General features: G+C 73.3%; 27 protein-coding genes, 1 pseudogene and 1 riboswitch. Of the genes and pseudogenes, 15 read left to right on the top strand and 13 right to left on the bottom strand.

What is annotated here, in order from left to right; all coding sequences use genetic code 11:
• Positions 1 to 103 precede the first annotated feature (103 nt).
• The gene (locus tag ACZ45Q_RS19985; protein ID WP_468262861.1) at positions 104 to 1,231 is read left to right on the top strand and encodes an 8-amino-7-oxononanoate synthase; all 1,128 of its coding nucleotides are present in this window, start codon (positions 104 to 106) and stop codon (positions 1,229 to 1,231) included.
• A 46-nt stretch (positions 1,232 to 1,277) separates the two neighbouring features.
• On the opposite strand, the gene ACZ45Q_RS19980 is transcribed toward ACZ45Q_RS19985, so the two are convergent.
• On the bottom strand, positions 1,278 to 1,508 hold the full coding sequence (locus ACZ45Q_RS19980; protein WP_468262859.1) for a DUF397 domain-containing protein: 231 nt from the start codon (positions 1,506 to 1,508) through the stop codon (positions 1,278 to 1,280).
• 10 nt (positions 1,509 to 1,518) lie between these two features.
• On the bottom strand, positions 1,519 to 2,379 hold the full coding sequence (locus ACZ45Q_RS19975; RefSeq protein ID WP_468262856.1) for a helix-turn-helix domain-containing protein: 861 nt from the start codon (positions 2,377 to 2,379) through the stop codon (positions 1,519 to 1,521).
• A 215-nt stretch (positions 2,380 to 2,594) separates the two neighbouring features.
• Here ACZ45Q_RS19975 and ACZ45Q_RS19970 point away from each other — a divergent pair, with 215 nt between their 5' ends.
• Positions 2,595 to 3,086: an ATP-binding protein gene (locus ACZ45Q_RS19970; protein WP_468262853.1), complete on the top strand. Its 492-nt coding sequence runs from the start codon at positions 2,595 to 2,597 to the stop codon at positions 3,084 to 3,086.
• Here the strand turns inward: ACZ45Q_RS19970 and ACZ45Q_RS19965 are convergent.
• From ACZ45Q_RS19965 to ACZ45Q_RS19955, 3 genes and pseudogenes are all read right to left on the bottom strand, one after another.
• Positions 3,079 to 3,552 carry a C40 family peptidase gene (locus ACZ45Q_RS19965; protein ID WP_468262850.1) on the bottom strand — a complete coding sequence of 158 codons (474 nt, stop codon included), beginning with the start codon at positions 3,550 to 3,552 and terminating at the stop codon, positions 3,079 to 3,081. The two genes, ACZ45Q_RS19970 and ACZ45Q_RS19965, sit on opposite strands and share 8 nt — an antisense overlap.
• A 3-nt stretch (positions 3,553 to 3,555) precedes the next feature.
• A riboswitch (cyclic di-AMP (ydaO/yuaA leader) is annotated at positions 3,556 to 3,700 on the bottom strand.
• Positions 3,701 to 4,145: 445 nt separating this feature from the next.
• Positions 4,146 to 4,501: pseudogene (locus ACZ45Q_RS19960) on the bottom strand (ClpP family protease); the annotation flags it as partial.
• A gap of 41 nt (positions 4,502 to 4,542) precedes the next feature.
• Positions 4,543 to 4,911: a VOC family protein gene (locus ACZ45Q_RS19955; RefSeq protein ID WP_468262847.1), complete on the bottom strand. Its 369-nt coding sequence runs from the start codon at positions 4,909 to 4,911 to the stop codon at positions 4,543 to 4,545.
• Positions 4,912 to 5,021: 110 nt separating this feature from the next.
• Between ACZ45Q_RS19955 and ACZ45Q_RS19950 the strand changes: the two genes are divergently transcribed.
• Positions 5,022 to 5,315: a type II toxin-antitoxin system Phd/YefM family antitoxin gene (locus tag ACZ45Q_RS19950; protein WP_468262844.1), complete on the top strand. Its 294-nt coding sequence runs from the start codon at positions 5,022 to 5,024 to the stop codon at positions 5,313 to 5,315.
• A gap of 337 nt (positions 5,316 to 5,652) precedes the next feature.
• On the opposite strand, the gene ACZ45Q_RS19945 is transcribed toward ACZ45Q_RS19950, so the two are convergent.
• Positions 5,653 to 6,723, bottom strand: a complete 1,071-nt coding sequence (locus ACZ45Q_RS19945) for an ABC transporter permease (protein WP_468262841.1) — start codon at positions 6,721 to 6,723, stop codon at positions 5,653 to 5,655.
• 105 nt (positions 6,724 to 6,828) lie between these two features.
• Here ACZ45Q_RS19945 and ACZ45Q_RS19940 point away from each other — a divergent pair, with 105 nt between their 5' ends.
• From ACZ45Q_RS19940 to ACZ45Q_RS19910, 7 genes are all read left to right on the top strand, one after another.
• On the top strand, positions 6,829 to 7,470 hold the full coding sequence (locus ACZ45Q_RS19940) for a TetR/AcrR family transcriptional regulator (protein WP_468262838.1): 642 nt from the start codon (positions 6,829 to 6,831) through the stop codon (positions 7,468 to 7,470).
• A gap of 137 nt (positions 7,471 to 7,607) precedes the next feature.
• Positions 7,608 to 7,910, top strand: a complete 303-nt coding sequence (locus ACZ45Q_RS19935) for an urease subunit gamma (protein ID WP_468262836.1) — start codon at positions 7,608 to 7,610, stop codon at positions 7,908 to 7,910.
• Between the two features lie 12 nt (positions 7,911 to 7,922).
• Complete coding sequence (locus ACZ45Q_RS19930; protein ID WP_468262833.1) at positions 7,923 to 8,234, top strand: urease subunit beta; 312 nt, start codon at positions 7,923 to 7,925, stop codon at positions 8,232 to 8,234.
• Positions 8,227 to 9,948: an urease subunit alpha gene (locus ACZ45Q_RS19925; protein WP_468262829.1), complete on the top strand. Its 1,722-nt coding sequence runs from the start codon at positions 8,227 to 8,229 to the stop codon at positions 9,946 to 9,948. The genes ACZ45Q_RS19930 and ACZ45Q_RS19925 overlap by 8 nt, the downstream gene beginning before the upstream one ends.
• Positions 9,948 to 10,622, top strand: coding sequence for an urease accessory protein UreF (locus tag ACZ45Q_RS19920; RefSeq protein WP_468262826.1), 675 nt, complete (start codon positions 9,948 to 9,950; stop codon positions 10,620 to 10,622). The genes ACZ45Q_RS19925 and ACZ45Q_RS19920 overlap by 1 nt, the downstream gene beginning before the upstream one ends.
• 137 nt (positions 10,623 to 10,759) lie before the next feature.
• On the top strand, positions 10,760 to 11,440 hold the full coding sequence (gene ureG, locus ACZ45Q_RS19915; RefSeq protein WP_468262823.1) for an urease accessory protein UreG: 681 nt from the start codon (positions 10,760 to 10,762) through the stop codon (positions 11,438 to 11,440).
• Positions 11,437 to 12,213 carry an urease accessory protein UreD gene (locus ACZ45Q_RS19910; protein WP_468262820.1) on the top strand — a complete coding sequence of 259 codons (777 nt, stop codon included), beginning with the start codon at positions 11,437 to 11,439 and terminating at the stop codon, positions 12,211 to 12,213. Before ureG ends, ACZ45Q_RS19910 begins: the two co-directional genes overlap by 4 nt.
• Positions 12,214 to 12,395: 182 nt before the next feature.
• On the opposite strand, the gene ACZ45Q_RS19905 is transcribed toward ACZ45Q_RS19910, so the two are convergent.
• Both ACZ45Q_RS19905 and proP read right to left on the bottom strand, forming a co-directional pair.
• Positions 12,396 to 13,118, bottom strand: a complete 723-nt coding sequence (locus ACZ45Q_RS19905; protein WP_468262817.1) for a lysophospholipid acyltransferase family protein — start codon at positions 13,116 to 13,118, stop codon at positions 12,396 to 12,398.
• Positions 13,119 to 13,242: 124 nt separating this feature from the next.
• On the bottom strand, positions 13,243 to 14,763 hold the full coding sequence (gene proP / locus ACZ45Q_RS19900; protein WP_468262814.1) for a glycine betaine/L-proline transporter ProP: 1,521 nt from the start codon (positions 14,761 to 14,763) through the stop codon (positions 13,243 to 13,245).
• Positions 14,764 to 14,879: 116 nt separating this feature from the next.
• Here proP and ACZ45Q_RS19895 point away from each other — a divergent pair, with 116 nt between their 5' ends.
• Positions 14,880 to 15,338, top strand: a complete 459-nt coding sequence (locus tag ACZ45Q_RS19895) for an RpiB/LacA/LacB family sugar-phosphate isomerase (RefSeq protein WP_468262812.1) — start codon at positions 14,880 to 14,882, stop codon at positions 15,336 to 15,338.
• A gap of 65 nt (positions 15,339 to 15,403) precedes the next feature.
• On the opposite strand, the gene rocD is transcribed toward ACZ45Q_RS19895, so the two are convergent.
• The 3 genes from rocD to ACZ45Q_RS19880 all read right to left on the bottom strand — a co-directional run bounded on the left by rocD (position 15,404) and on the right by ACZ45Q_RS19880 (position 18,085).
• A complete protein-coding gene (gene rocD, locus ACZ45Q_RS19890) occupies positions 15,404 to 16,624 on the bottom strand; it encodes an ornithine--oxo-acid transaminase (protein ID WP_468262809.1) in 1,221 nt (406 codons plus the stop codon).
• Positions 16,621 to 17,442, bottom strand: coding sequence for a dimethylargininase (gene ddaH, locus ACZ45Q_RS19885; RefSeq protein ID WP_468262806.1), 822 nt, complete (start codon positions 17,440 to 17,442; stop codon positions 16,621 to 16,623). Before ddaH ends, rocD begins: the two co-directional genes overlap by 4 nt.
• Positions 17,443 to 17,569: 127 nt before the next feature.
• Entirely contained in the window at positions 17,570 to 18,085 is a 516-nt protein-coding gene (locus ACZ45Q_RS19880) for an Lrp/AsnC family transcriptional regulator (RefSeq protein ID WP_468262804.1), read from the bottom strand.
• A 77-nt stretch (positions 18,086 to 18,162) separates the two neighbouring features.
• On the opposite strand from ACZ45Q_RS19880, the gene ACZ45Q_RS19875 reads away from it, so the two are divergent.
• The 4 genes from ACZ45Q_RS19875 (at position 18,163) to ACZ45Q_RS19860 (ending at position 22,310) form a co-directional block, all read left to right on the top strand.
• Positions 18,163 to 18,948, top strand: coding sequence for a LytR/AlgR family response regulator transcription factor (locus ACZ45Q_RS19875; RefSeq protein ID WP_468262801.1), 786 nt, complete (start codon positions 18,163 to 18,165; stop codon positions 18,946 to 18,948).
• 2 nt (positions 18,949 to 18,950) lie between these two features.
• Entirely contained in the window at positions 18,951 to 19,310 is a 360-nt protein-coding gene (locus ACZ45Q_RS19870; RefSeq protein WP_468262798.1) for a hypothetical protein, read from the top strand.
• Positions 19,311 to 19,380: 70 nt separating this feature from the next.
• Positions 19,381 to 21,108 (top strand): sodium/solute symporter, encoded by a 1,728-nt coding sequence (locus ACZ45Q_RS19865; protein WP_468262795.1) that lies wholly within the window; start codon positions 19,381 to 19,383, stop codon positions 21,106 to 21,108.
• Positions 21,105 to 22,310 carry a sensor histidine kinase gene (locus ACZ45Q_RS19860; protein WP_468262792.1) on the top strand — a complete coding sequence of 402 codons (1,206 nt, stop codon included), beginning with the start codon at positions 21,105 to 21,107 and terminating at the stop codon, positions 22,308 to 22,310. The genes ACZ45Q_RS19865 and ACZ45Q_RS19860 overlap by 4 nt, the downstream gene beginning before the upstream one ends.
• A gap of 3 nt (positions 22,311 to 22,313) precedes the next feature.
• On the opposite strand, the gene ACZ45Q_RS19855 is transcribed toward ACZ45Q_RS19860, so the two are convergent.
• Positions 22,314 to 22,481 (bottom strand): hypothetical protein, encoded by a 168-nt coding sequence (locus ACZ45Q_RS19855; protein WP_468262789.1) that lies wholly within the window; start codon positions 22,479 to 22,481, stop codon positions 22,314 to 22,316.
• A 128-nt stretch (positions 22,482 to 22,609) separates the two neighbouring features.
• Positions 22,610 to 23,563: a cytochrome c oxidase assembly protein gene (locus ACZ45Q_RS19850; RefSeq protein WP_468262786.1), complete on the bottom strand. Its 954-nt coding sequence runs from the start codon at positions 23,561 to 23,563 to the stop codon at positions 22,610 to 22,612.
• Positions 23,564 to 23,593: the final 30 nt, after the last annotated feature.

Below are 23,593 nucleotides of genomic sequence, written 5' to 3'. Positions count from 1 at the left end.
CGACTCCACCGGTGCCGCTAGTGTCTGTTCACTGCCTACAAAACACCGGCGGCTCACCGCCACAGGACACCGGCGGCACACCCGTCCGGGGGAGGACCGACCCATGGCGTTCGGCTGGATCGACGAACAGGCGGCGCTGCGCCGCCGCGCGGGCCTGGTGCGGAGCCTGCGCCCGCGTCCGGCCGGCTCCCCGCTCCTCGACCTGGCCGGCAACGACTACCTGGGCCTGGCCCGGCACCCCGAGGTCACCCAGGCCGCCGCCGGGGCCGCGCGCGTCTGGGGCGGCGGCGCCACCGGCTCCCGGCTCGTCACCGGGACGACCGAGCTGCACACCGAGCTGGAGCGCGAACTGGCCGCGTTCTGCGGTGCCGAGGCCGCGCTGGTGTTCTCCTCCGGGTACGCGGCCAATCTGGCCGCGGTCACCGCGCTGGCCCCGCACGGCTCCCTCGTCGTCTCCGACGCGGGCAACCACGCCTCCCTGATCGACGGCTGCCGGCTGGCCCGCGGCACCACCCAGGTCGTGGCCCACGCGGACCCGCAGGCCGTGGGCAAGGCGCTGGGGACGCACGACGGACCGGCGATCGCCGTCTCCGACACGGTCTTCTCCGTCGACGGCGACGCCGCCCCGCTGGCCGCGCTGGCCGCGGTGTGCCGTGAGCACGGCGCCGGGCTGGTGGTGGACGACGCGCACGGTCTCGGGGTGCTCGGTGACGGCGGCCGGGGCGCGCCGCACGCGGCGGGACTCGCGGGCGCCGACGACGTCGTCGTCACGGTGACGCTGTCGAAGTCGCTCGGCAGCCAGGGCGGCGCGGTGCTCGGACCGGCTCGGGTGATCGACCATCTGGTCAACGCCGCCCGGACGTTCATCTTCGACACGGGCCTGGCCCCGGCCGCGGCGGGCGCGGCGCTCGCGGCGCTGCGCCTGCTGCGTCGCGAGCCCGGGCGGGCGGCCCGGGCCCGCGAGGTGGCGGCCGAACTCCACGCACGGCTCACGGCCGCGGGCTTCGATGCGGTGCGCCCCGACGCCGCGGTGGTGTCCGTGCGCGCGCCTTCCCCGGAGGGGGCCGTGCGGTGGGCGGCGGACTGCCGCGCCGCGGGCCTGGCCGTGGGCTGTTTCCGTCCGCCCTCCGTGCCCGACGGTGTGTCACGGCTGAGGCTGACGGCCCGTGCGGACCTCTCCGGGGACCAGATCGAACGCGCTGTACGGGTGATCGGCGAAACGCGGCCATGAGTCGGCGGGGCACGGCCGTGCGTCGCCCGGTGGCTGTCGTCCTGTCCTAGCGGGTGCGCAGGCCGGTGGTGAACTCCGTCCAGCTCTCGGGGGAGAAGAGCAGCGCGGGTCCGGCCGGGTCCTTGGAGTCGCGCACGGCGAGCAGTCCGGCCCAGGGGCCGGCCGCCGGCCGGGCGGTCTCCACGCAGTTGTTGGCTCCGGTGCTGTAGCTGCTGCGCAGCCACCGCACGCCGTGCAGTCGGGTACTGGAGGTGACGTTCCTGGGCAGTGCGGTCATGGTGGCCTCCTTACGCGCCGGCCGCTGTCGCGGCGATGTAATCCAACGAGTCGTCGGGCGAAAGGGCGTGATTGCGAAGGGCGTTGAAGGCCTCGGTGTAGGCCTCTAGGTCTTCTTTCCGTTCGAGATGAAGGCTACGCGTCAAGTGGTCGAGAACAACCACGTCCAGATCAGAAGTGCTCGAAAATGAGAAGATTACGAAAGGTCCGGTGACGCCGATGTGCGCCCCGGCGGCGAACGGGAGCACTTGAAGCCGCACATGGGGCAGCCGGGCCGCCGCCACCAGCCGCTGCAACTGGCGGGCCATCACACCGGGTCCGCCGACCTCGCGGCGCAGCACCGCCTCGTCCAGCACGGCGTCCAGCCGCAGCGGCGGGTCCTCCCGCAGCACCACCTGACGGGCCAGCCGCACCTCCACCAGGGCGTCCAGCCGCTCCTCCGGCAGTCCGTCCACGGCGGCCCGCGTCACCGCGCGGGCGTACTCCGGTGTCTGGAGGAGCCCCGGCACGACCGTCGTCTCCAGGGTGCGCATGGCGCTCGCCTGGGACTCCAGGCTGATGAAGTCCCGATAGGTGGGCGGCAGCACCCCGCGGTAGGCGTGCCACCAGTCGTGCCGGCCGCCGTCCCCGCCGTCTCCCGCGAGCATCAGCAGCAGCTCCCGCAACTGGGCGTCGGTCACGCCGTAGGCGTCCAGCAGTAACCGCACATCGGCCGGTTTCGTCCCGCTGGTGCCGGTCTCGATCCGGCTCACCTTCGACTGGTGCCAGCCCACCAGCCGCGCCGCCTCACCGCTGGTGATGCCGGCCGAGGTGCGCAGCGCACGCAGCTCGGCACCCAGCTTCCGGCGGCGCACCACGGGACCGTGCTGCATGGGCCACTCCTCTACTCCTGATGAGCCGCCCAAATACGGTCTGCCGTCGCAGAGTTCACCGCTTCGAGCGACAGATATATGCATATCTTGGCGGATCGCCACCCTTCACCGGTGTGGTGATGGCAGTCTGGCGGGCGAAGCACCAGTCCGGGACCGTACTCGAACCATCCGCTCCGTGTCGGACTCCGGTCCCGTGGGAAAGGGGCGACGTCGCCATGGCAGACCATCTGGAAGCATCCGTCACTCTGCCGAGCGATCCCGCCTCGGTCTCCGCCGCCCGCACCTACGTGGTGGGAACCCTGGCGGAGTGGGGTCTGCCCGCGGACACGGACGTGTCCGACACCATCCGGCTCATCGTGTCCGAGCTGGCCACCAACGCCGTCCAGCACACGCTGGGGCAGTCGCCGACCTTCACGGTCGACCTCGCGCTCGACCGTGACGAGCGGCTGCGCGTCGGCGTCACCGACAGCCACCCCCGCTTCCCCAAACGGCTGCCGGCCGCCGTCCAGCAGGACAACGGCCGGGGCATGGTGATCATCCGCTGGTTGACGGCGGAGTGCGGCGGCAAGCTGCGGATCAGGCCCACGCGGGAGGGCGGCAAGACCATCTCCATCGAGCTGCCCTGGACGGGACCGGGCCGCGCGCCCGAGGGGGTGACCGGTGGCGTGAGTGACCGTCACCCCCTCGGGCGGCGGCAGGTCACTTGACGCGTCCGTACCAGACGCTCTTGCTCCAGATCTTCTGCAGCCGCACCACGTCCCCGGTCTTCGGGGCGTGCCAGATCCTGCCCTTCCCGGCGTAGATCCCGACGTGGTACACGCTCCGGCCCGAGTGGAAGAAGACCAGGTCCCCGGCCTTGCGGTTCTTCGCGGAGATGTGGCGGGTCTTGTTGTACTGCTGGGCGGCGGTGCGTGGCAGCTTCTTGCCGGCCTTCTTGAACGAGTAGAGCGTCAGCCCTGAGCAGTCGAACCGGTGGGGCCCGGTGGCCCCGTACTGGTACGGGGAGCCCTTCTTGGAGGCCGCCACGTTCAGCGCCTTGGTGGCGTGGCTCGCGGCGGCGGCCTCGGAGGCGGCGCCGGGGACCACGAGGGAGCCGCCGACGGCGGCGAGGGTGAGGGCCGAGGCCGTACCGGCCCGGGCCATGAGAGACGGGACACGATTGAGCGCGGTCATGCGCAACCCTTCGTCAGCCGCCTGTGAAGGATGACCTGTCGGATTCGGGCTGGCGAAGTTGCCCGGCCGCATGACTGCGGCTTCACCCCAAGGGCTGCTCGGTCCGGCACCTCCACCACGGAGGCGGCCGTTCCGGCGACCCGTCGTGCTCGGGTCCTCCACTCCTGCCGATCCACTCCTGTCGACCGGTCGTCCGGACGGCGGCAGGACTCGGCGTCCGCCCGGACCGCCCCACCGCTGCGGCGGGGGCTTGTCGTCAGTCCGGATCTTGCTCCACCGAAGTCGGAAAATCCCAACGGAACCGGGGATATGTGTTGTTACTCACCGCTCGCCCGTTCGGGTGGACGCCGGGGCGGTCGCAGTGGTGGCGGGGTCCCCGAGGACCGCTCGACCAGCAACGAAGGGGCCGGCGCCGACGCTTGGCCGGGCGGGGGACGCAACCCGGATGCCCCGGAAAAACTAGATATTTCTACGCCGAAAGAGGGTCAGCCGTTTGGTCCGTTTCGTCGCTGCCGCGGGGCGCCCCGGCCCACGGGACCCGAGGATGCGTCAACTGCCGCTCTCCGGGGGCAGGGCGACCCGTTGGGGCGTCGGCGGCTCACCTCGTGCCCGGGGCGGGGCGCACGCCCGGGCGGCCGGTCCACGATGTGGTCCACCAGGCCGTACTCCAGCGCCTGTCGGGCGTCGAGGACCGTGTCCCTCTCGAGGTCCGCGCGCACCTGCTCAAGGGTGCGGCCGGTATGCCGTACGAGCATCTCCTCCAGCCGGGCGCGGACCCGCGTCAACTCGTCGGCCCGGATGGCGATGTCGCTCGCCCGGCCCTCCAGCGGTGCGGTGACCGCGGGCTGTCGCAGCACCACGCGCGCGCCCGGGAGCACGGCCCGCTTTCCCGGCGTGCCCGCGGCGAGCAGCACGGCCGCGCAGGACTCGGCCGGCCCAGGCACGTGGTCTCCAACGGTCCGCCGGCAAGCCGACGGTGTGGAGACCGGCTCAGCGGCCCGCGGGCGGCTCGTGCAGCCCGAACCACGAGCCCTGGTCGTCCCGGCAGAGCGTGAAGCGGCCGAACCGCGCCTCCGACGCGGCGTCCTCCTCGCCCTCCTCGCCCACGTCCTGCACCGACCCGCCCAGCTCGCGCACCCTCGCCACGGCGGCGTCCAGGTCGTCGACCCGGAAGAAGAGACAGGGGGACGCCGCGGGGTCGCCGCCGTGCATCCCGCCCGGAAGTCCGGTGGTGCCGATGGAGAAGCCGCGGCCCGCGGGGCCCGGCTCCAGGTCCCAGCCGAACAGCGCGCCGTAGAAGGCGCGCCCCCGCTCGGGGTCCGCCACACCCAGTTCGAAGAACGACGGTTCGCCTGCCATGGGGACCTCCTGAGCCCGCCGGTGTGCCGCCCGCACCCCGGGTTCCATGGTCCTGCGCGGGGCCGTCCGGCGCAGCCGGGCCGCCACGACCGCCGCCGTAAGCCGGTCACATGGCCTACGGGATTCCGGTGACGCAAGCCGGGGCTGAACTCGCCGAGCTGATCAACCGCGTGGTGTACGGCGGTGAACGCGTCGTCGTGACGCGGCACGGCAAGCCTCTCGTCGCCCTCGTCTCCGCCGCCGACCTCCAGCGCCTGGAGGCACTGCCCGAGTCCTCCGACGACCAGGTCGTCACCTCGGCCTCCCGGCTCGGGGACGCTCCCGCCGCTCCCGCCGCCCCTGGTGAGCGCCCCCGGCAGCGCTTCGGCATCGCGGCGGAGCACCGGGGGCCGGACCCCACCTGACCTCGCCCGCAGGCACCGGCGGCCCCGAGTTCCCTCCGGGGCGGTGGGCGTAGAGCGGCTCGTACGTTGGCCGGGCCCGCACCGGCGGCCGTGCCCGCGCCGACGGCTGTGTCGGTGCGGGCGGGTGTGCCGGTGCCGACGCTCCTGTCGGCGCGGGCGGCCGTGCCGGTGCGGCGGCTGTGCCCGTGCCGGCGGGTGTGCTGGCGGCTGTGGGCGTGCCGGTGGCGCCGGCGCAGGCAGTGGCCCCGGCCCTGGCGGTGGCCAGGTCGGGGCCATGACGGGACCGGGTCCGTGACGGGACGGGGGCGGCGTCGGGGCCGTGGGCCGGGCGCCGGGGTCAGCCCGCGGGGGCCGGCTCCCGTTCCCCGGCCGCGGGGACCGTACGGCGCGTCCGGCCGCGGAGCGCCTCGCCCAGCAGCACCGCGCCCAGACCCAGCAGCGCCCACCAGGCCAGGGTGAGCGCCGGTCCGGTGGCCGCCGCGCCGTCGAAGAACGACACCGAGCGCAGCAGCTGCACACCCGCGCCCGGCGGCAGCCACTGGCCGACCGTCCCCACCGGCTCGGGCAGCAGCTCCGGCGCCGAGGCCGCGCCGGAGAACGGGTTGCCCAGCAGCATCACCAGGAACGCGCCCAGCCCGACACCGGGCCGCCCCAGCAGCGCCCCGAGGCCGGCCACCGCCCCGGCGGCGGCCAGCGTCGCCAGCCCGAGCACCCCGGCCACGGCCCACCAGCTTCCGCCGAGCGCCTCCAGCCAGCCGTGCGCGATCGCGGCGGCGACCACTCCGACCAGGGCGGCGGCGCCGGTGAGCACGGCCACCGCGCGCACCCCGCGCAGCCCCAGCAACGTCACCCCGGCGCCGGTGGCGATCCCGGCCAGGGCGAGCGGCAGCACGCTCGCGCTCAGGGCGGCGCCCCGCGGGTCCGACGCGGGGGCGGCCACCACGTCGACCGTCCGCACCTCGGTGCCGGCGCCGGCCGCCTGCTCCGCCACGGCCTGCTGGAGCAGCTGGGCGACGGCGGGGCTCGCCGCGGACGCGGTGAGCAGCTTCGGGCCCTGATCGGTGACGACGACCGCGCCGTACACCGTCCGGTCCTCGACGGCGTCACGGGCGGCGGCCTCGTCGGCGTAGCGGTGGACCTCGAAGGCGCCCTCCCGCTCGCCGAGCCGCTGCTCCACCTGGGCGACGGCGGTGGCCGGACCCGCCACGCCGAGCGGCAGGTCCCGGGGTGCGGTCCGGACGGCGGGCCACGCGAAGGCCCACAGCGCCAGGGCGACCAGCGCCGGGACCAGGAGGAGGACGACACCGACGGCGCGACGACCGGGGACGGGCGACGCCGACGGCGACCGAGCGGCCTGCGGTGACGGGGAGGCCGACGGCGAGGGAGAAGGGGGCGGTGACGGGGGCATGGCGTGCTCCTCCGCTAAAAAGAAGGATCGTTCGTTTTGGGTGACTCCACCGTCCTGCGTCTCCGGCTCCTTGTCAAGAAGGAACGTTCGTTTTAAGTTGTGGCCATGGCCCGTGTATCCCAGGAACACCTCGACGCCCGCCGCCGGCAGATCCTCGACGGCGCGGCCCTGTGCTTCGCGCGCAACGGCTTCCATGCCACGTCGATGCAGGACGTGCTCCAGGAGACGGGGCTGTCCGCGGGTGCCGTCTACCGCTACTTCAAGGGCAAGGACGAGCTGATCGCCGCGATCGTGACCGAAGTCCTCGGCGTGGTGCGGGACATGTACGAGCGTGCCGCCGGCGAGAGCCCGCCGCCCACCCCCGACGTCCTCATCGCCCGGACCCTGACGCACATGAGGGAGTCGCGGCCGGTCACCCTGGAGAGCGGCGAGTGGATGTTCCCGCGCCTGATGATGCAGGTCTGGGTCGAGACGGTGCGCAATCCGGAGCTGGCGGCCCTGCTGGAGGAGGGCTTCCGCACGGTCCGCGCGGCCTGGGTCAAGGTCGCCGAGAGCTACCGGGAGGCCGGGCTGATGCCCGCCGGCTCCGACCCCGACGCCCTGGCCCGGGCGATGATCGCCCTCGTGCAGGGCTACGCCGTCCAGACCGTCCTGTTCGGCGAGCCGGCGGAGAGCGTGCTCCGCGATGGTCTGCGGGCGCTCATGAGCGTACAAAGAACGGATCAAGAAGGAGCCCGGGGCAACTGAAATGGATCTTCGCCGGGTTAACGTGACCGAAACCAGGCGCGACTAGCCTGCCGACCCGGCCACCTGCGCGTTCACTGTCGTCCGTGGCCGCGGCAACCGGGCCCGCACGGCCCGGAGCGACGACTGTGAGGTGGCACGTGCAACTGACCCCGCACGAACAGGAACGGCTGCTGATCCATGTGGCGGCCGACGTGGCCGAGAAGCGCCGCGCCCGCGGCGTGCGGCTCAACCACCCCGAGGCCGTCGCCCTCATCACCTCGCACATCCTCGAAGGCGCCCGGGACGGCCGCACCGTCACCGAGTTGATGTCCTCCGGCCGCACGCTGCTCACCCGCGACGACGTCATGGACGGCGTCCCGGAGATGATCCGCGACGTCCAGGTCGAGGCGACCTTCCCCGACGGCACCAAGCTCGTCACCGTCCACGATCCGATCGTCTGAGAGGCCCGTGCCGTGATCCCCGGAGAGATCCTTCACGCCGACGGGCCGATCGTCTGCAACGAGGGCCGCGACGTCACCCGGCTGACCGTCCTCAACGCCGCCGACCGGCCCGTCCAGGTCGGCTCCCACTACCACTTCGCCGAGGCCAACCCCGGCCTGGAGTTCGACCGCGCCGCGGCGCGCGGCAAGCGGCTCAACGTCGCCGCCGGCACGGCCGTACGCTTCGAGCCCGGCATCCCCGTCGAGGTCGAACTGGTCCCCGTGGCCGGAGCGCGCGTCGTGCCGGGACTGCGTGGCGAGACCGGAGGTGCCCTCGATGCCTGAACTCTCCCGCGCCGCCTACGCCGACCTGTTCGGCCCCACCACCGGCGACCGCGTCCGGCTCGCCGACACCGACCTGCTCGTCGAGATCGAGGAGGACCTCGCCGGCGGGCCCGGACGCGCCGGTGAGGAGGCCGTGTTCGGCGGCGGCAAGGTCATCCGGGAGTCGATGGGCCAGTCCCGCGCCACCCGGGCCGACGGCACCCCGGACACCGTCGTCACCGGCGTGGTGATCGTCGACCACTGGGGCGTCGTCAAGGCCGACGTCGGCATCCGCGACGGCCGGATCACCGGCATCGGCAAGGCCGGCAACCCCGACACCATGGACGGCGTCCACCCCGACCTGGTCATCGGACCGGAGACCGAGGTCATCGCCGGCAACGGGCGGATCCTGACCGCCGGGGCCGTCGACGCGCACGTCCACTTCATCTGCCCGCAGATCGCCGACGAGGCGCTGGCCTCCGGCGTCACCACGCTGGTCGGCGGCGGCACGGGACCCGCCGAGGGCTCGAAGGCCACCACCGTCACCCCGGGCCCCTGGCACCTGGCCCGGATGCTGGAGGCGATGGAGGCCCACCCCGTCAACATCGGCCTGCTCGGCAAGGGCAACACCGTCTCGCACGAGGCGATGCTCTCCCAGATCCGCGGCGGCGCCGTGGGCCTGAAGATCCACGAGGACTGGGGCGCGACCCCGGCCGCCATCGACGCGGCCCTCACCGTCGCCGACCGCACCGGCGTCCAGGTCGCGATCCACACGGACACCCTCAACGAGGCCGGGTTCGTGGGCGACACGCTCGCCGCGATCGGCGGACGCGGCATCCACGCCTACCACACCGAGGGAGCGGGCGGCGGCCACGCCCCCGACATCATGACCGTGGTCTCCGAGGCGCACGTGCTGCCCAGCTCCACCAACCCGACCCGGCCGTTCACCGTCAACACCGTCGAGGAGCACCTCGACATGCTGATGGTCTGCCACCACCTCAATCCGGCGGTGCCCGAGGACCTGGCCTTCGCCGAGTCCCGCATCCGGCCCTCCACGATCGGCGCCGAGGACGTGCTGCACGACCTGGGCGCGATCTCGATCATCTCCTCCGACTCCCAGGCCATGGGCCGGGTCGGCGAGGTGATCATGCGGACCTGGCAGACGGCCCATGTGATGAAGCGGCGGCGCGGCGCGCTGCCCGGCGACGGCCGCGCGGACAACCGGCGCGTCCGCCGCTATGTCGCCAAATACACGATCAACCCGGCCCTCGCGCAGGGCCTCGCCCGCGAGATCGGCTCCGTCGAGACCGGCAAGCTCGCCGACCTGGTGCTGTGGGAACCGGCGTTCTTCGGCGTCAAGCCGCTGCTCGTCCTCAAGGGCGGGCAGATCGCGTACGCGCAGATGGGCGACGCCAACGCCTCCATCCCGACGCCGCAGCCGATCCTGCCGCGGCCGATGTACGGGGCGATCGGCCGGGCGCCGGCCGCCAACTCGGTCAACTTCGTCGCCGGCGCGGCGATCGAGGACGGGCTCGCCGAGCGGCTGCCGCTCGGCAAGCGCTATGTACCGATCGCGTCCACCCGCGCCGTCACCAAGGCCGACATGCGGGAGAACGACGCGCGGCCCGACGTGCGGATCGACCCCGACAGCTTCGCCGTGCACATCGACGGCGAGCTGGTGGAGGCGGAGCCCGCCACGGAACTTCCGATGGCCCAGCGCTACTTCCTCTTCTGATGTCACGGGCGACGCTGCTGGTCCTGGCCGACGGGCGCTTCCCCGCCGGCGGGCACGCGCACTCCGGCGGGGTCGAGGCGGCCGTGCGGGCCGGGCGGGTCACCGACGCGGCGAGCCTCGCGGAGTTCTGCCGGGGCCGGCTGCACACGACGGGACTGGTGTCGGCCTCGCTCGCCGCGAGCGCCGCTCTCGGCGTCGACCCGGGGGAGCTGGACGCGGCGGCGGACGCACGGACGCCGTCGCCCGCGCTGCGGGTCGCCGCGCGGCGGCTCGGGCGGCAGCTGGCACGCGCCGCGCGGGCGGTCTGGCCGTCCGCTGAACTCGACGCCCTGGCCCGTCGGTTCCCCAAGGGCGCGCACCAGCCGGTGGTGCTCGGGGTGACGGCCCGCGGTGCCGGGCTGGGCCCCGAGGACGCCGCGTACTGCGCGGCCTACGAGAGCGTGGGCGGGCCCGCGACGGCGGCGGTGCGGCTGCTGAGTCTGGACCCGTTCGCCGCGACGGGGGTGCTGGCGCGGCTGGCGGCCGAGACGGACCGGGTGGCCGGCCGGGCGGTGGAGGCGGGTCGGGAGTGCGCGGCCGGCGGGGTCGACGCGCTGCCCTCCGCGTCCGCGCCGCTGCTGGAGATCGCGGCGGAGGGGCATGCGGGGTGGGGTGTGCGGTTGTTCGCGTCGTAGCCTCCTCGCCCCCGCCGCCCCTTCCCGTCCCGAACCCGGGGGCTGCCGCCCCCGGATCCCCGCCTCGGCCTGGACGGCCTCGTCCTCGAGCGCCGGACGGGCTGAATTCACCAGGTCAGTCGATCAGGAGCCGTTCCATGCACCTCGACCACGCCCACTCCGCCCCCGCCGCCCTCAGCGCCGACGCCCGGCGGCCCGACGGGAGCCGGCGGGCTCTGCGGATCGGGCTCGGCGGGCCCGTCGGGTCCGGGAAGACCGCGACCGTCGCCGCCCTGTGCCGGGCGCTGCGCGAGGAGTTGTCGCTCGCCGTCGTGACCAACGACATCTACACCCGGGAGGACGCCGAGTTCCTGCTCCGCGAGGCCGTGCTGCCGCCCGAGCGGATCGCCGCCGTGGAGACGGGGGCCTGCCCGCACACCGCCATCCGCGACGACATCTCCGCCAACCTGGAGGCCGTCGAGGACCTGGAGGAGGAGGTCGGGCCGCTGGACCTGATCCTGGTGGAGTCCGGCGGCGACAACCTCACCGCCACCTTCTCCAAGGGCCTCGTCGACGCGCAGATCTTCGTCATCGACGTGGCCGGCGGCGACGACATCCCGCGCAAGGGCGGACCCGGCGTCACCACCGCCGACCTCCTCGTCGTCAACAAGACCGACCTCGCGCCCCACGTCGGCTCGGACCTCGGGCGGATGGCCGCCGACGCCAAGGCGCAGCGTGGTGAACTGCCGGTCGTGCTCCAGTCGCTGCGGGCCGGAAGCGGGGTGCGGGACGTCGCCGACTGGGTGCGGGAGCGCCTCGCGGTGTGGGCGTCGGCATGAGCACTCCGGGCGGCGTGCGGGCGACGGCGCGGATCGTCGCCCGCGGTGACGGGCGGGGCGGTACGTCGCTGCCCGTGCTGGAGGGCCAGGGGCCGCTCGCGGTCCGGCGGACCCGGGGGAGCGGCGCCGAGGCCCGGGTGATGCTGGTCGGCGCCATGAGCGGGCCGCTCGGCGGCGACCGCCTCGCCGTCGAGGTGGACGTCGCCGAGGGCGCCCGGCTGCGCGTCGGGTCGGCCGCCGCCACCATCGCGCTGCCCGGCCCGCGCAAGGGCGAGGCCCGCCACGACGTCCGGATCGGCGTCGCCGACGGAGGCGAACTGCACTGGACACCCGAGCAGTTGATCTCCACGGGCGACAGCGAGCTGTACACCACCACACGCGTCGACCTCGCCGCCACAGCCCGGCTCGTGCTGCGCGAGGAACAGGTGCTCGGCCGGGCCGGCGAGCGGCCGGGGCGGCTCGGCAGCCGGCTTTCCGTACGGATCGCCGGGCGGTGCGTGCTCGACCAGGAACTGGCCCTCGGCCCCGGGGCGCCGGGCGGCTGGGACGGCCCGGCCGGGCTGGCGGGACACCGAGCCGTCGGCCAACTGGTCGTCGTACGCCCGGAGTTCGGCACCGCACCGCCCGCGGCACACGTCCTGGGGGAGGGCGCTGCGGTGCTGCCGCTGGCCGGACCGGCCGCCCTGGTGACGGCCGTGGCGCCGGACGCGCTGCGGCTGCGGCGGCTGCTGGACGAGGGGCTGGCCCGACTCGACGGGCACCACTCCGGCTGACGGCCGTGCGGCACCGTCGTCCACACCGTCGTCCGCACCGCACCGCCGTGACGTGACCTGCGCGCCGCATGCCACGCCGAAGCCGCGACCACGGCGGAAGGCGGGCCGCCGTACGTTTCCCCGCCCCCGCCATCGCTCCCGCCCCTGCCATCGCTCCCGCCTTCGTCTTCGTTGTCGGCGGATCAGCGCAGCGGCAGCCGCGGGAAGCGGCGCCCCGCCGCCGCCCGTTCCGCCTCCTCGGCCTTGACGACGGCCGCGTACCGGTCCACGTACTCCTGCCCGGACAGCTCCAGGATCGCGTACATGATCTCGTCGGTGACGGCGCGCAGCACCGCCTTCTCGTGCTCCATGCCGGCATAGCGGGAGAAGTCCAGGGGCTCCCCGAAACGGATCACCACGGGGTGCAGGCGCGGGACCACCTTGCCCGGCGGCTGTGCCTCGAAGGTGCCGATCATCGCGCAGGGCACGACCGGCACGCCCGCCTTCAGCGCCATCACCGCCACGCCGACCTTGCCCTTGTACAGCCGCCCGTCGTGCGAGCGGGTCCCCTCCGGGTAGATGCCGAGCAGCTCGCCCCGGCCCAGCACGCCGAGGCCCTCCCTGATCGCGGCCCGCCCCGCGTCCTTGCCGGAGCGGTCGACGGGGATCTGCCCGGCGCTGCGGAAGAAGAACGCCGTGAGCCGCCCCTTGAGGCCGGGACCGGTGAAGTACTCCGCCTTGGCGAGAAAGGTGATCCGGCGCCTGAGCACCGCGGGCATGAGGAAGTGGTCCGAGAACGACAGGTGGTTGCCGGCCACGATCGCCGGGCCCGAGGACGGAACGTGGCCCAGCCCCTCGATCCGCGGCCGGAAGACCAGGCGCAGCAGCGGGCCCAGCAGCACGTACTTGAGCAGGTAGTAGAACATGGCGCGCCCCTCACTCCGCCGTGGTCCCCGTGCACCCGCGGCCCTGAGCGACCGCGCTCTGGGGGCAGGCTAATGCCGGTGCCCCAGGACGTCACCGGCACCGGCCCGGCCAGGCGCGGGACCCTCAGAACCTCGGGACCGGAGTCTGCGACTCCACGAGTTCCGCCGCCTCCTCCTCGGTCTGCACCGAGGGCGGGGAGCCCGCCAGCGGCTGCTGCGCGGTCTCCTTCATACAGGCCACCGCGACGACCCCGACCAGGGCCGCGGCCATCGCGTAGTACGCCGGCATCATGTCCGAGCCGGTCGCGCTGATCAGGGCGGTGATGACCAGCGGGGTGGTGCCGCCGAACAGCGACGCCGACAGGTTGTAGCCGACCGACAGGGACCCGTAGCGCACCGCGGTCGGGAACATGGCCGGCAGCGACGCCGACATGGTCCCGAGCAGGCAGACCAGGGACAGACCGAGCATCAGCATGCCGGCCGAGACGGCGAGCAGGCTGCCCTGCTGCACCAGCACGAACGCCGGGACGGACAGCACGAAGAAGCCCAGCATCCCGGTCATCAGCAGCGGCTTGCGGCCGTACCGGTCGGAGAGCCGGCCGATCTGGTTGATGACCAGCATCAGCACCACCATCGTGGCCACCAGGATCAGCAGACCGTGCGTCTCCGAGTAGTGCAGCTCGTCCGAGAGGTACGTCGGCATGTACGACAGCAGCATGTAGTCGGTGATGTTGTACGCGCCGACCAGCGCGATGCACAGCAGCAGCGTGCGCCACTGCTCCCGGAAGATCCTCGCCAGGTCGCCCCGGGCGGTGGTCTCCACCGTGTCCGCGGCCTCCGAGACGTGGACGTTGCCCTCCTCCAGCTTCAGATAGGCGGGGGTGTCGTCCAGCTTCAGCCGCAGGTAGATACCGATGAGGCCCAGCGGCCCCGCGACCAGGAACGGGACGCGCCAGCCCCAGGCGTCCATCGTGTCCTGCCCGAGCCAGGCGGTCAGCGCCGTCACCAGACCGGCCGCGCCCGTGTAGCCGGCGAGCGTCCCCAGCTCCAGGAAGCTGCCGAAGAAGCCGCGCCGCTTGTCCGGGGCGTACTCCGCGATGAACGTGGACGCGCCGCCGTACTCGCCGCCGGTGGAGAAGCCCTGGAGCAGCCGGAAGGCGATCAGGAGCACCGGGGCCCAGAAGCCGATGGTGGCGTAGCTCGGGATCAGCCCGATCGAGGCCGTGCCGACCGCCATGAGGATCATCGTCAGCGCCAGGACCTTCTTGCGGCCGATCTTGTCGCCCATGGGCCCGAAGACCATGCCGCCGAGCGGCCGGACCAGGAAGGCCACGGCGAAGGTGGCGAACGACGACAGCAACTGCGCCGTCTCGTTCCCGGACGGGAAGAAGACCCGGCCGAGGGTGCCGGCCAGATAGGCGTAGATGCCGAAGTCGAACCACTCCATGGCGTTGCCGAGAGAGGCCGCCTTCACCGCGCGCTTGACCGCCCGCTCGTCCGTCACCGTGATGTCCGACCGGCGGAGGCGGGGGTTCTGCCGGCGCTTGATGGCGCGGAAGAGCAGCGGATGGCGCTTGATCGCTGCGGAGTCGGGCACGGGCCCGTTGTCGCTGGGGGACGTGGCTGCGTTCCTTTCCGGGGGCATAGCGCTCCAAACGGAACTTATGCTCGTTCATCAGCTTTCCAACAGCATCTGCCACAAAATGCAGGGTTCACTCATAGGGCTCAGCGATCGGCCGGCCGATGTGTACGCTCGGGAGCATGCGGATCTCCGTCTCGTCCGACATGGACGAACCCGTGGCCCGCCTGCTCGTCGAGGAACTGCGCGGACGGGGCCACGAGGTGCGCACGCACGGCGCCCTGCGTCCCGGGGCGGACCCCCAGTGGGCGGTCTGCTCCGAACGGGCGGCACGCGACGTCGCCGAGGGTGCGGCCGACCAGGCGGTGGTGTGCTGCTGGACCGGCACCGGCGCGTCGATCGCCGCGAACAAGGTGCCCGGCGTCCGGGCGGCGCTGTGCGCGGACGCGTACACGGCGGACGGGGCCCGCCGCTGGAACGACGCCAACGTCCTGGCGCTCAGCCTGCGGACCACGTCCGGGCCGCTGCTCACGGAGATCCTCGACGCCTGGTTCGCCGGCGAGCCCGGCACCGACGCCGAGGACCGGGGGAACGTCGCACACGTCGAACGGCTCGACCGGGAGGGCCGAGCCGTTCGGTGATGTGCGTTCGGTGGTGCGCGGCCGGGGACGGCTGTCCGTGAGCCGCCCGTCCCCGGGCTCCCGCCTCAGGCGGTGAGCACCTTCTCCAGCGTCCCCAGCGCCTCCCGCAGCTCCTCCTCGGTGATGGTCAGCGGCGGGGCGATCCGGATCGTCGAGCCGTGGGTGTCCTTGACCAGGACGCCCTCCCGCATCAGGCGCTCGCTCACCTCACGGCCGGTGCCGAGCGCCGGGTCCACGTCGACGCCGGCCCACAGCCCGCGCGCCCGGAAGCCGACGACACCCTTGCCGGTCAGCGCGGCCAGCCCGTCGCGCAGCACCGCGCCCAGCTCGTCCGCCCGGCGCTGGAACTCGCCGGTCTCCAGCAGCTCCACCACGGCGGTGCCGACGGCGGCGGCCAGCGGATTGCCGCCGAACGTGGAGCCGTGCTCGCCCGGATGCAGCACGCCGAGCACCTCCCGGCTGCCGACCACCGCCGACACCGGGACGATGCCGCCGCCCAGCGCCTTGCCGAGCAGCACCACGTCCGGCACCACCGACTCGTGCTCGACGGCCAGGGTGCGCCCGGTGCGGCCCAGGCCCGACTGGACCTCGTCCGCGACGAACAGACAGCCCGCGCGCCGGGTCAGCTCCCGCACGCCCGCCAGATAGCCGTCGTCGGGGACGATCACCCCGGCCTCGCCCTGGATCGGCTCGATCAGCACGGCCGCCGTCGTCTCGTCGACCGCCTCCTCGAGCGCCGCCAGGTCGTTGTACGGCACGATCCGGAAACCGGGCGCGAAGGGGCCGAAGCCCCGCCGGGCTACCTCGTCGGTGGAGAAGCCGACGATCGTCGTCGTGCGGCCGTGGAAGTTGTCGGCGGCGACCACGATCGTCGCCCGGTCCTCCGGCACGCCCTTGACGTCGTACGCCCACTTGCGGGCCACCTTGATGCCGCTCTCCACCGCCTCGGCGCCGGTGTTCATCGGCAGCACCATCTCCGTGCCGGTCAGCGCCGCCAGGCGCTCGGCGAAGCCCGCCAGGCGGTCGTTGTGGAAGGCGCGCGAGGTCAGCGTCAGCCGGTCCAGCTGGCGGTGCGCGGCCTCGATCAGCGCCGGGTGGCGGTGACCGAAGTTGAGGGCCGAGTAGCCGGCCAGCATGTCGAGATAGCGGCGGCCCTCGACGTCCTCCACCCAGGCGCCCTCCGCCCGGGCGACGACCACGGGCAGCGGGTGGTAGTTGTGCGCGAGGACGGGCTCCTCGGCCCGGATCAGCTCCGCCGAGCTGCGGGTACGGGCGGGTGCGGTCATGAGCGGGTCTCCCGGATCTCCTGGGTGCAGCACTTGATGCCGCCGCCGGCCTTGTGGAACTCGGACAGGTCGACGGGGACGGGGACGTAGCCGCGGTCGGCCAGCTGGGCCGCCAGGCCCGTCGCCCCCGGTGAGATGAACACGTGACGGCCGTCGGAGACGGAGTTCAGCCCGAAGGCCATGGCGTCCTCCCGGGTGGCGATCACCGCGTCCGGATACAGCCGGGCCAGCACCTCGCGGCTGCCCGGCGAGAACGCGTCGGGGTGGTACGCCACATTGTCCTCGTCGAGCACGAAGAGTGCCGTGTCCAAGTGGTAGAAGTACGGGTCCACCAGCGTCAGGGAGATCACCGGCACGCCGAAGAACTCCTGCGCCTCCCGGTGCGCCTGCGGGGTGGTGCGAAAGCCCGTACCGGCGAGGATCCATCGCCCGGCCGGGACCAGGTCGCCCTCGCCCTCGCACACGGACTCCGGATGGTGGACGTCGAAGCCCTGGCCCTTGAACCACGCCTCGTAGGGCACGGACTCGGGGCGGCGTTCGGGCGCGTGGAAGAGGGAGCCGAGGACCCGGCCCTCGACGACGACCGCCGCGTTGGCGGCGAAGACCATGTCGGGCAGGCCGGGCACCGGCTTGACGCTCTCGACGGTGTGGCCGTGGGCGCGGTAGGCGTCGACCAGCGCCTGCCACTGGTCCAGGGCGCGGATGACGTCGACCGGTCGGTCGGGACGCATCCACGGGTTGATCGCGTACTGCACGGCGAAGTGTCTGGGTTCGCAGACCAGGAAGCGCCGCCGGCGCGGCACACGGGAGTCGGTCACAGAGGGGTTCCTCCGCTTCACTCACGATTGGTGACTGGGGGGTGACACCACGGTAGGAACCGACGCCGACGGGCGACAAGCACGAAGAGCTGCGTGTTCACGCAGGATCGCTGCGTCGTCGAACCGTTCAGCGCATGTCTGCTGCGTCGTCGGGGGCGCCTTCCGGGGCGGGGTGACGGGCACCCGCGTCCGGACTGTCCGGGATCAGGTGGGACAGCACCATCACGCTGATCGTCTTGCGGATGAACGGCTCCGCACGGATGCGTTCCAGCACCTCCTCGAAGTGCTCCACGTCCCGCGCCCGCACGTGCAGCAGGGCGTCCGCGCCGCCCGTCACCGTCATCGCCGCGGCGATCTCCGGGTGGTTGCGCACCACCTCGGCCAGCCGCCGCGGCGGCGCCGCCCCCTCGCAGTACACCTCCACATAGGCCTCGGTGCGCCAGCCCAGCGCCGACGGCTTCACCGTCGCGGTGAACCCGGTGATCACCCCGGTCTCCCGCAGCCGGTCCACGCGGCGCTTGACCGCCGTCGCGGACAACCCCACGTCAGCGCCGATCTCGGCGAAGGACGTCCTGGCGTTCGCCATCAACGCGGTGATGATCTTGCGGTCGAGTTCGTCGAACGGCGCGGGCCTGCTGCTCATGCGGGCACTGTATCCAGCGGATACGTCCGCACCGGGCACGTGTGCAGGCGCGCGGATCGCCCCTACACTCCACGTTCATGCTGCGCGCCCTGGCTGTCGACGACGAACGCCCCTCGCTCGAGGAACTGCTGTACCTGCTCCACGCGGACCCGCGGATCACCGCCGCCGAGGGCGCCGGCGACGCCACCGAGGCGCTGCGCCGCATCAACCGCGCGCTGGAGTCCGGCCCGGACGGCCCCGAGGCCATCGACGTCGTCTTCCTCGACATCCAGATGCCCGGCCTCGACGGGCTCGACCTCGCCCGGCTGCTCACCGGGTTCGCCCGGCCGCCGCTGGTCGTGTTCGTCACCGCGCACGAGGACTTCGCCGTCCAGGCCTTCGACCTCAAGGCCGTCGACTACGTGCTCAAACCCGTCCGCAAGGAACGGCTCGCCGAGGCCGTCCGCCGCGCCGCCGAACTGCGCGGCAACGCCCTGGCCACCGCGGGCCCACCCCTTGCCACCGCCGCCCCGCAGATCCCCGTGCACGAGCCCGACCCCGACCACATACCCGTCGAGCTGGGCGGAGTGACCCGGTTCGTCGCCGTCGACGACATCACCCACGTCGAGGCCCAGGGCGACTACGCCCGCCTGCACACCGACAAGGGCAGCCACCTCGTCCGCATCCCGCTGTCCACCCTGGAGGAGCGCTGGCGCTCCCGCGGGTTCGTCCGCATCCACCGCCGCCACCTGGTCGCCCTGCACCACATCGGCGAACTCCGCCTCGACGCCGGCACCGTCAGCGTCCTGATCGGCACCGAGGAACTCCAGGTCAGCCGACGCCACGCCCGCGAACTGCGGGACCTGCTGATGAGGAGGCCCTGACCGTGCCCCCGAACCCCGCCGACCGCCGCGTCGTCGTCACCGGACCGCCCCGGCGCGCCCGCCCCGTCTCCGCGTACTACCGGCCCCGCACCGAGATCGAGGAGCAGACCACCCTGGGCCACACCTACGTCCGCTCCCTGATGCGCACCCAGCTGCGCGCCGCCCTCGCCGTCTGCGCCGTCCTCGTCCTGCTCATCGGGCCCCTGCCGCTGGTCTTCGCCGCCGCCCCGGACGCCCGCCGCCTGGAGTGGGCGGTCCTCGGCTTCGGCCTGTACGCCCCGCTCGTCCTGCTCGCCCGCTGGTACGTGCGCCGCGCCGAACGCAACGAACGCGACCTCGTCCGCCTCGTCGAAGACCGATGACCGCCATGAACGCCGCGCACGCCCGGAACGCCGCGAACATCATGTACGTGATCGCCGCGACGCAGGCCCCATGAACTCCAGCTACGCCGTCGCAGCCGTCGCCCTGGTCGTCGTCGCCACCGTCCTCGTCGGCGCCTTCGGCCTGCGCATCTCCCGCACCACCTCCGACTTCTACGTCGCCTCCCGCACCGTCGGCCCCCGCCTGAACGCCGCCGCCATCAGCGGCGAGTACCTCTCCGCCGCCTCCTTCCTCGGCATCGCAGGGCTGGTCCTGGTCCAGGGCCCCGACATGCTCTGGTACCCGGTCGGGTACACCGCCGGCTACCTGGTCCTGCTGCTGTTCGTCGCCGCCCCGCTGCGCCGCTCCGGCGCCTACACGCTGCCCGACTTCGCCGAGGCCCGGCTCGCCTCCCCGGCGGTGCGCCGGCTCGCCGGGGCCTTCGTCGTCGGCGTCGGCTGGCTCTACCTGCTGCCCCAGCTCCAGGGCGCCGGGCTGACCCTCACGGTGCTCACCGACGCCCCCGACTGGCTCGGCGGTGTGATCGTCGCCGTCGTCGTCACCGCGATCGTCGCCGCCGGCGGCATGCGCAGCATCACCTTCGTGCAGGCCTTCCAGTACTGGCTGAAACTCACCGCCCTGCTGGTCCCCGCCCTCTTCCTGATCCTCGCCTGGCAGGGCGACGGCGCCCCCAGCCGCGCCTTCGACGAGCCGGCCACGTTCCGCGAGCAGCGCTCCGTCCGCGTCGAGGACGACCTCTCGCTGAAGCTCGACGCCCCCCTGACGGTCACGGTCGACGGCACCGTGGACGGCCGCGCCCACGACGGCACCCGCCTCGACCTCCCGGCCGGCACCCACCGCATCGACGCCGGCACCCGCCTCACCTTCGCGCAGGGCGCCACCGTCCCGCCCGCCGGTCGCGGCGCCGACGACGCCCTGTCGCCCTCCCGGGCCGAGAGCCGCACCGAACGCCCGCTGTACGCCACGTACGGACTGATCCTCGCCACCTTCCTCGGCACCATGGGCCTGCCGCACGTCGTCGTCCGCTTCTACACCAGCCCCAACGGCGTCGCCGCCCGCCGCACCACCGTCGCCGTCCTCGCCCTGATCGGCGCCTTCTACCTGCTCCCGCCCGTCTACGGCGCCCTCGGCCGCCTCTACGCCCCCGAGCTGACCCTCACCGGTGACGCGGACGCCGCCGTCCTGCTGCTGCCGGAGCGGATGATCGGGGGAGTGGGCGGCGACCTGCTCGGCGCGCTGATCGCGGGCGGCGCCTTCGCCGCGTTCCTGTCCACCGCCTCCGGCCTGACCATGGCCGTCGCCGGGGTGCTCACCCAGGACGTGCTGCCCTCCCGGGGCGTACGGCACTTCCGGCTCGGCACCGTCCTCGCCATGGCCGCCCCGCTCGCGGCGAGCGTCCTGGTCGGCGGGCTGCCGGTCGCCGACGCCGTCGGGCTCGCCTTCGCCGTGTCCGCCTCGTCCTTCTGCCCGCTGCTCGTCCTCGGCATCTGGTGGCGGCGGCTCACCCCGCCCGGCGCGGCGGCCGGCATGCTGGTCGGCGGCGGCTCCGCGCTGCTGGCCGTCGCCGCGACCATGGCCGGGTTCCCGGGCGGCGGGGCGCTGCACGCCCTGCTGGCCTGGCCGGCGTTCTGGTCCGTGCCGCTGGGCTTCCTCACCATGATGCTGGTGTCGCTGGCCACGCCGGGCCGGGTCCCGGCCGGGACGGCGGCCATCCTCGCCCGCTTCCACCTGCCCGAGGAGCTGCGCAGCGAGGAGCTGCGTCAGGAGGTGACGGCATGAGCGGCTTCCTGGCGGGGCTGTGCGTCGCGGCGCTGCCGCTGCTGGCGGCCGGTTTCTGGCTGGGCCGGCGGACGGCCCGGCCGGGGAGCCTCGCCGGGCTCGGCACCCCCCTGGAGCACGCCACCTTCCAGACCCTGCACACCGCCTCCCTCGCCGCGCCCCCGCTGCGCGCCGGACTGACCGAGGAGACGGCCCGCAAGTCGGCCCGCAAACTGCGCTCCCTGCTCGGCACCGACGCGCTCTGCCTCACCGACGAGAAGGAGGTCCTGGTCTGGGACGGCGTCGGCGCCCACCACCGCACCGAGATCATGGACCGGCTCGCCGGCCCCCTCCAGACCGGCCGCGGCGAGGCCTTCCCGCTCAGCTGCGACACCCCCGACTGCACGGTCCGCTGGGCCGTCGTCGCCCCGCTCACCGTCGACGACCGGGTGCACGGCGCCCTGGTGGCCTGCGCGCCCCGCGAGTCCGCCGTCCTCGTCCGGGCCGCCGGTGAGGTGGCCCGCTGGGTCTCCGTCCAGCTGGAACTGGCCGACCTCGACCAGTCCCGCACCCGCCTCATCGAAGCCGAGATCCGCGCCCTGCGCGCCCAGATCTCCCCGCACTTCATCTTCAACTCGCTCGCGGTGATCGCGTCCTTCGTCCGCACCGACCCCGAACGCGCCCGTGAGCTGCTGCTGGAGTTCGCCGACTTCACCCGCTACTCGTTCCGGCGACACGGCGACTTCACCACCCTCGCCGACGAGCTGCACGCCATCGACCACTACCTGGCGCTGGTACGGGCCCGCTTCGGCGACCGCCTCGCCGTCACCCTCCAGATCGCCCCGGAGGTGCTCCCGGTCGCCCTGCCCTTCCTCTGCCTCCAGCCGCTCGTGGAGAACGCCGTCAAGCACGGCCTGGAGGGCAAGGCCGACCGCTGCCACATCCAGATCACCGCCCAGGACGCGGGCGCCGAGGCCCTCGTGGTGATCGAGGACGACGGCGCCGGCATGGACCCCGGGCTGCTGCGCCGCATCCTCGCCCGTGAGGTCAGCCCGTCGGGCGGCATCGGCCTGTCCAACGTGGACGACCGGCTCAGGCAGGTCTACGGCGACGCCCACGGCCTGGTCATCGAGACGGCCGTGGGCGCGGGCATGAAGATCACCGTCCGGCTGCCGAAGTACCAGCCGGGCGTGCACTCCGGGGGCCGGCTCAGCGGCCCGTGACGGTCAGGGGCGGGTGGCGACCATCCCGAGGGTGAGCAGGCCCAGCACGACCCAGCCGAACCACAGCCAGCCGTTGCTGCCGAGCGCCACCGTGTAGGCCGTCACCGCGATCAGGCCGCCGATGGTGAAGGCCCCCATCGTCTTCGTCGAACTGTCCGTCGATCCGGGCATCGCGACACCCTCCTCGTGGTCCGGTCCCTCCGTGGTCCGGTCCCTCCATGGTGCCCCGGTTTCCCGCCGGTGCGCCGGGGACGGCCGGAACCTGCCGGGTCCCCCGCTTTCCCGCGGGTGTACCGCGCTCAGTTCCCGCGGGCGTTCAGCGAGGCCAGATAGGCGTTGTACGCCTCCAGCTCCTTGTCCCCGTCGCGGTCGGCGGCGCGGTCCTTGCGCCGGGCCTGACGCTGCTCCGAGGCGTACCACTGGAACAGCAGCGCGATCAGCACCAGCACGGACGGGATCTCGCTGAACGCCCAGGCGATGCCGCCGGCCACGTTCTGGTCGGACAGCGGGTCGATCCCCAGCGACGCCGGCGGATCGTCGAACGTCGTGACCATGGTCGTGGACGCCATCATCAGCGCGATGCCGAAGAACGCGTGGAAGGGCATGCCCGCGAACAGCTCCAGCATCCGCATCAGGTACCCGGGCCGGTGCGGCCCCGGGTCCACGCCCATGATCGGCCAGAAGAAGACCAGGCCGACGGCGAGGAAGTGCACCATCATCGCGATGTGCCCCGTCTTGGAGCCCATCAGGAAGTCGAACAGCGGCGTGAAGTACAGCCCGTACAGGCTCGCGATGAACAGCGGGATGGTGAACGCCGGATGGGTGACGATCCGGAGGTAGCGGCTGTGCAGCAGCATCAGCAGCAGCTCGCGCGGCCCCTTGCTGCCCCGCACCGCCGCCGGCGGCAGCGCCCGCAGCGCCAGCGTCACCGGCGCGCCCAGCAGGATCAGGATGGGCGACACCATGCTGATCACCATGTGCTGCACCATGTGCACGCTGAACATGACCATGCCGTAGTCGTTCAGCTTGGTGCACATCATCAGCAGGACCGTGAGCACACCCGCGACGTACGCGACGGTCCGCCCCACCGGCCAGCGGTCACCGCGGCGCACCAGCCGGGCGACGCCCCAGCCGTACAGGGCCAGCCCGACAAGACAGGCGATCAGGAAGAACGCGTCGGTGGACCACTCCAGGCCCCGTGCCAGCGTGAACGGCGGCAGGTCCATGGTCATGCCGTGCCCGCTGTGATCCATCCGCCGGCTCCTGTTTCGTGGGGGTTGTGC

The organism is Streptomyces sp. NPDC031049 (assembly GCF_055571015.1).
The sequence above is the reverse complement of the archived record's forward strand: the minus strand, read 5'-3'. Positions and strand labels throughout refer to the sequence as shown.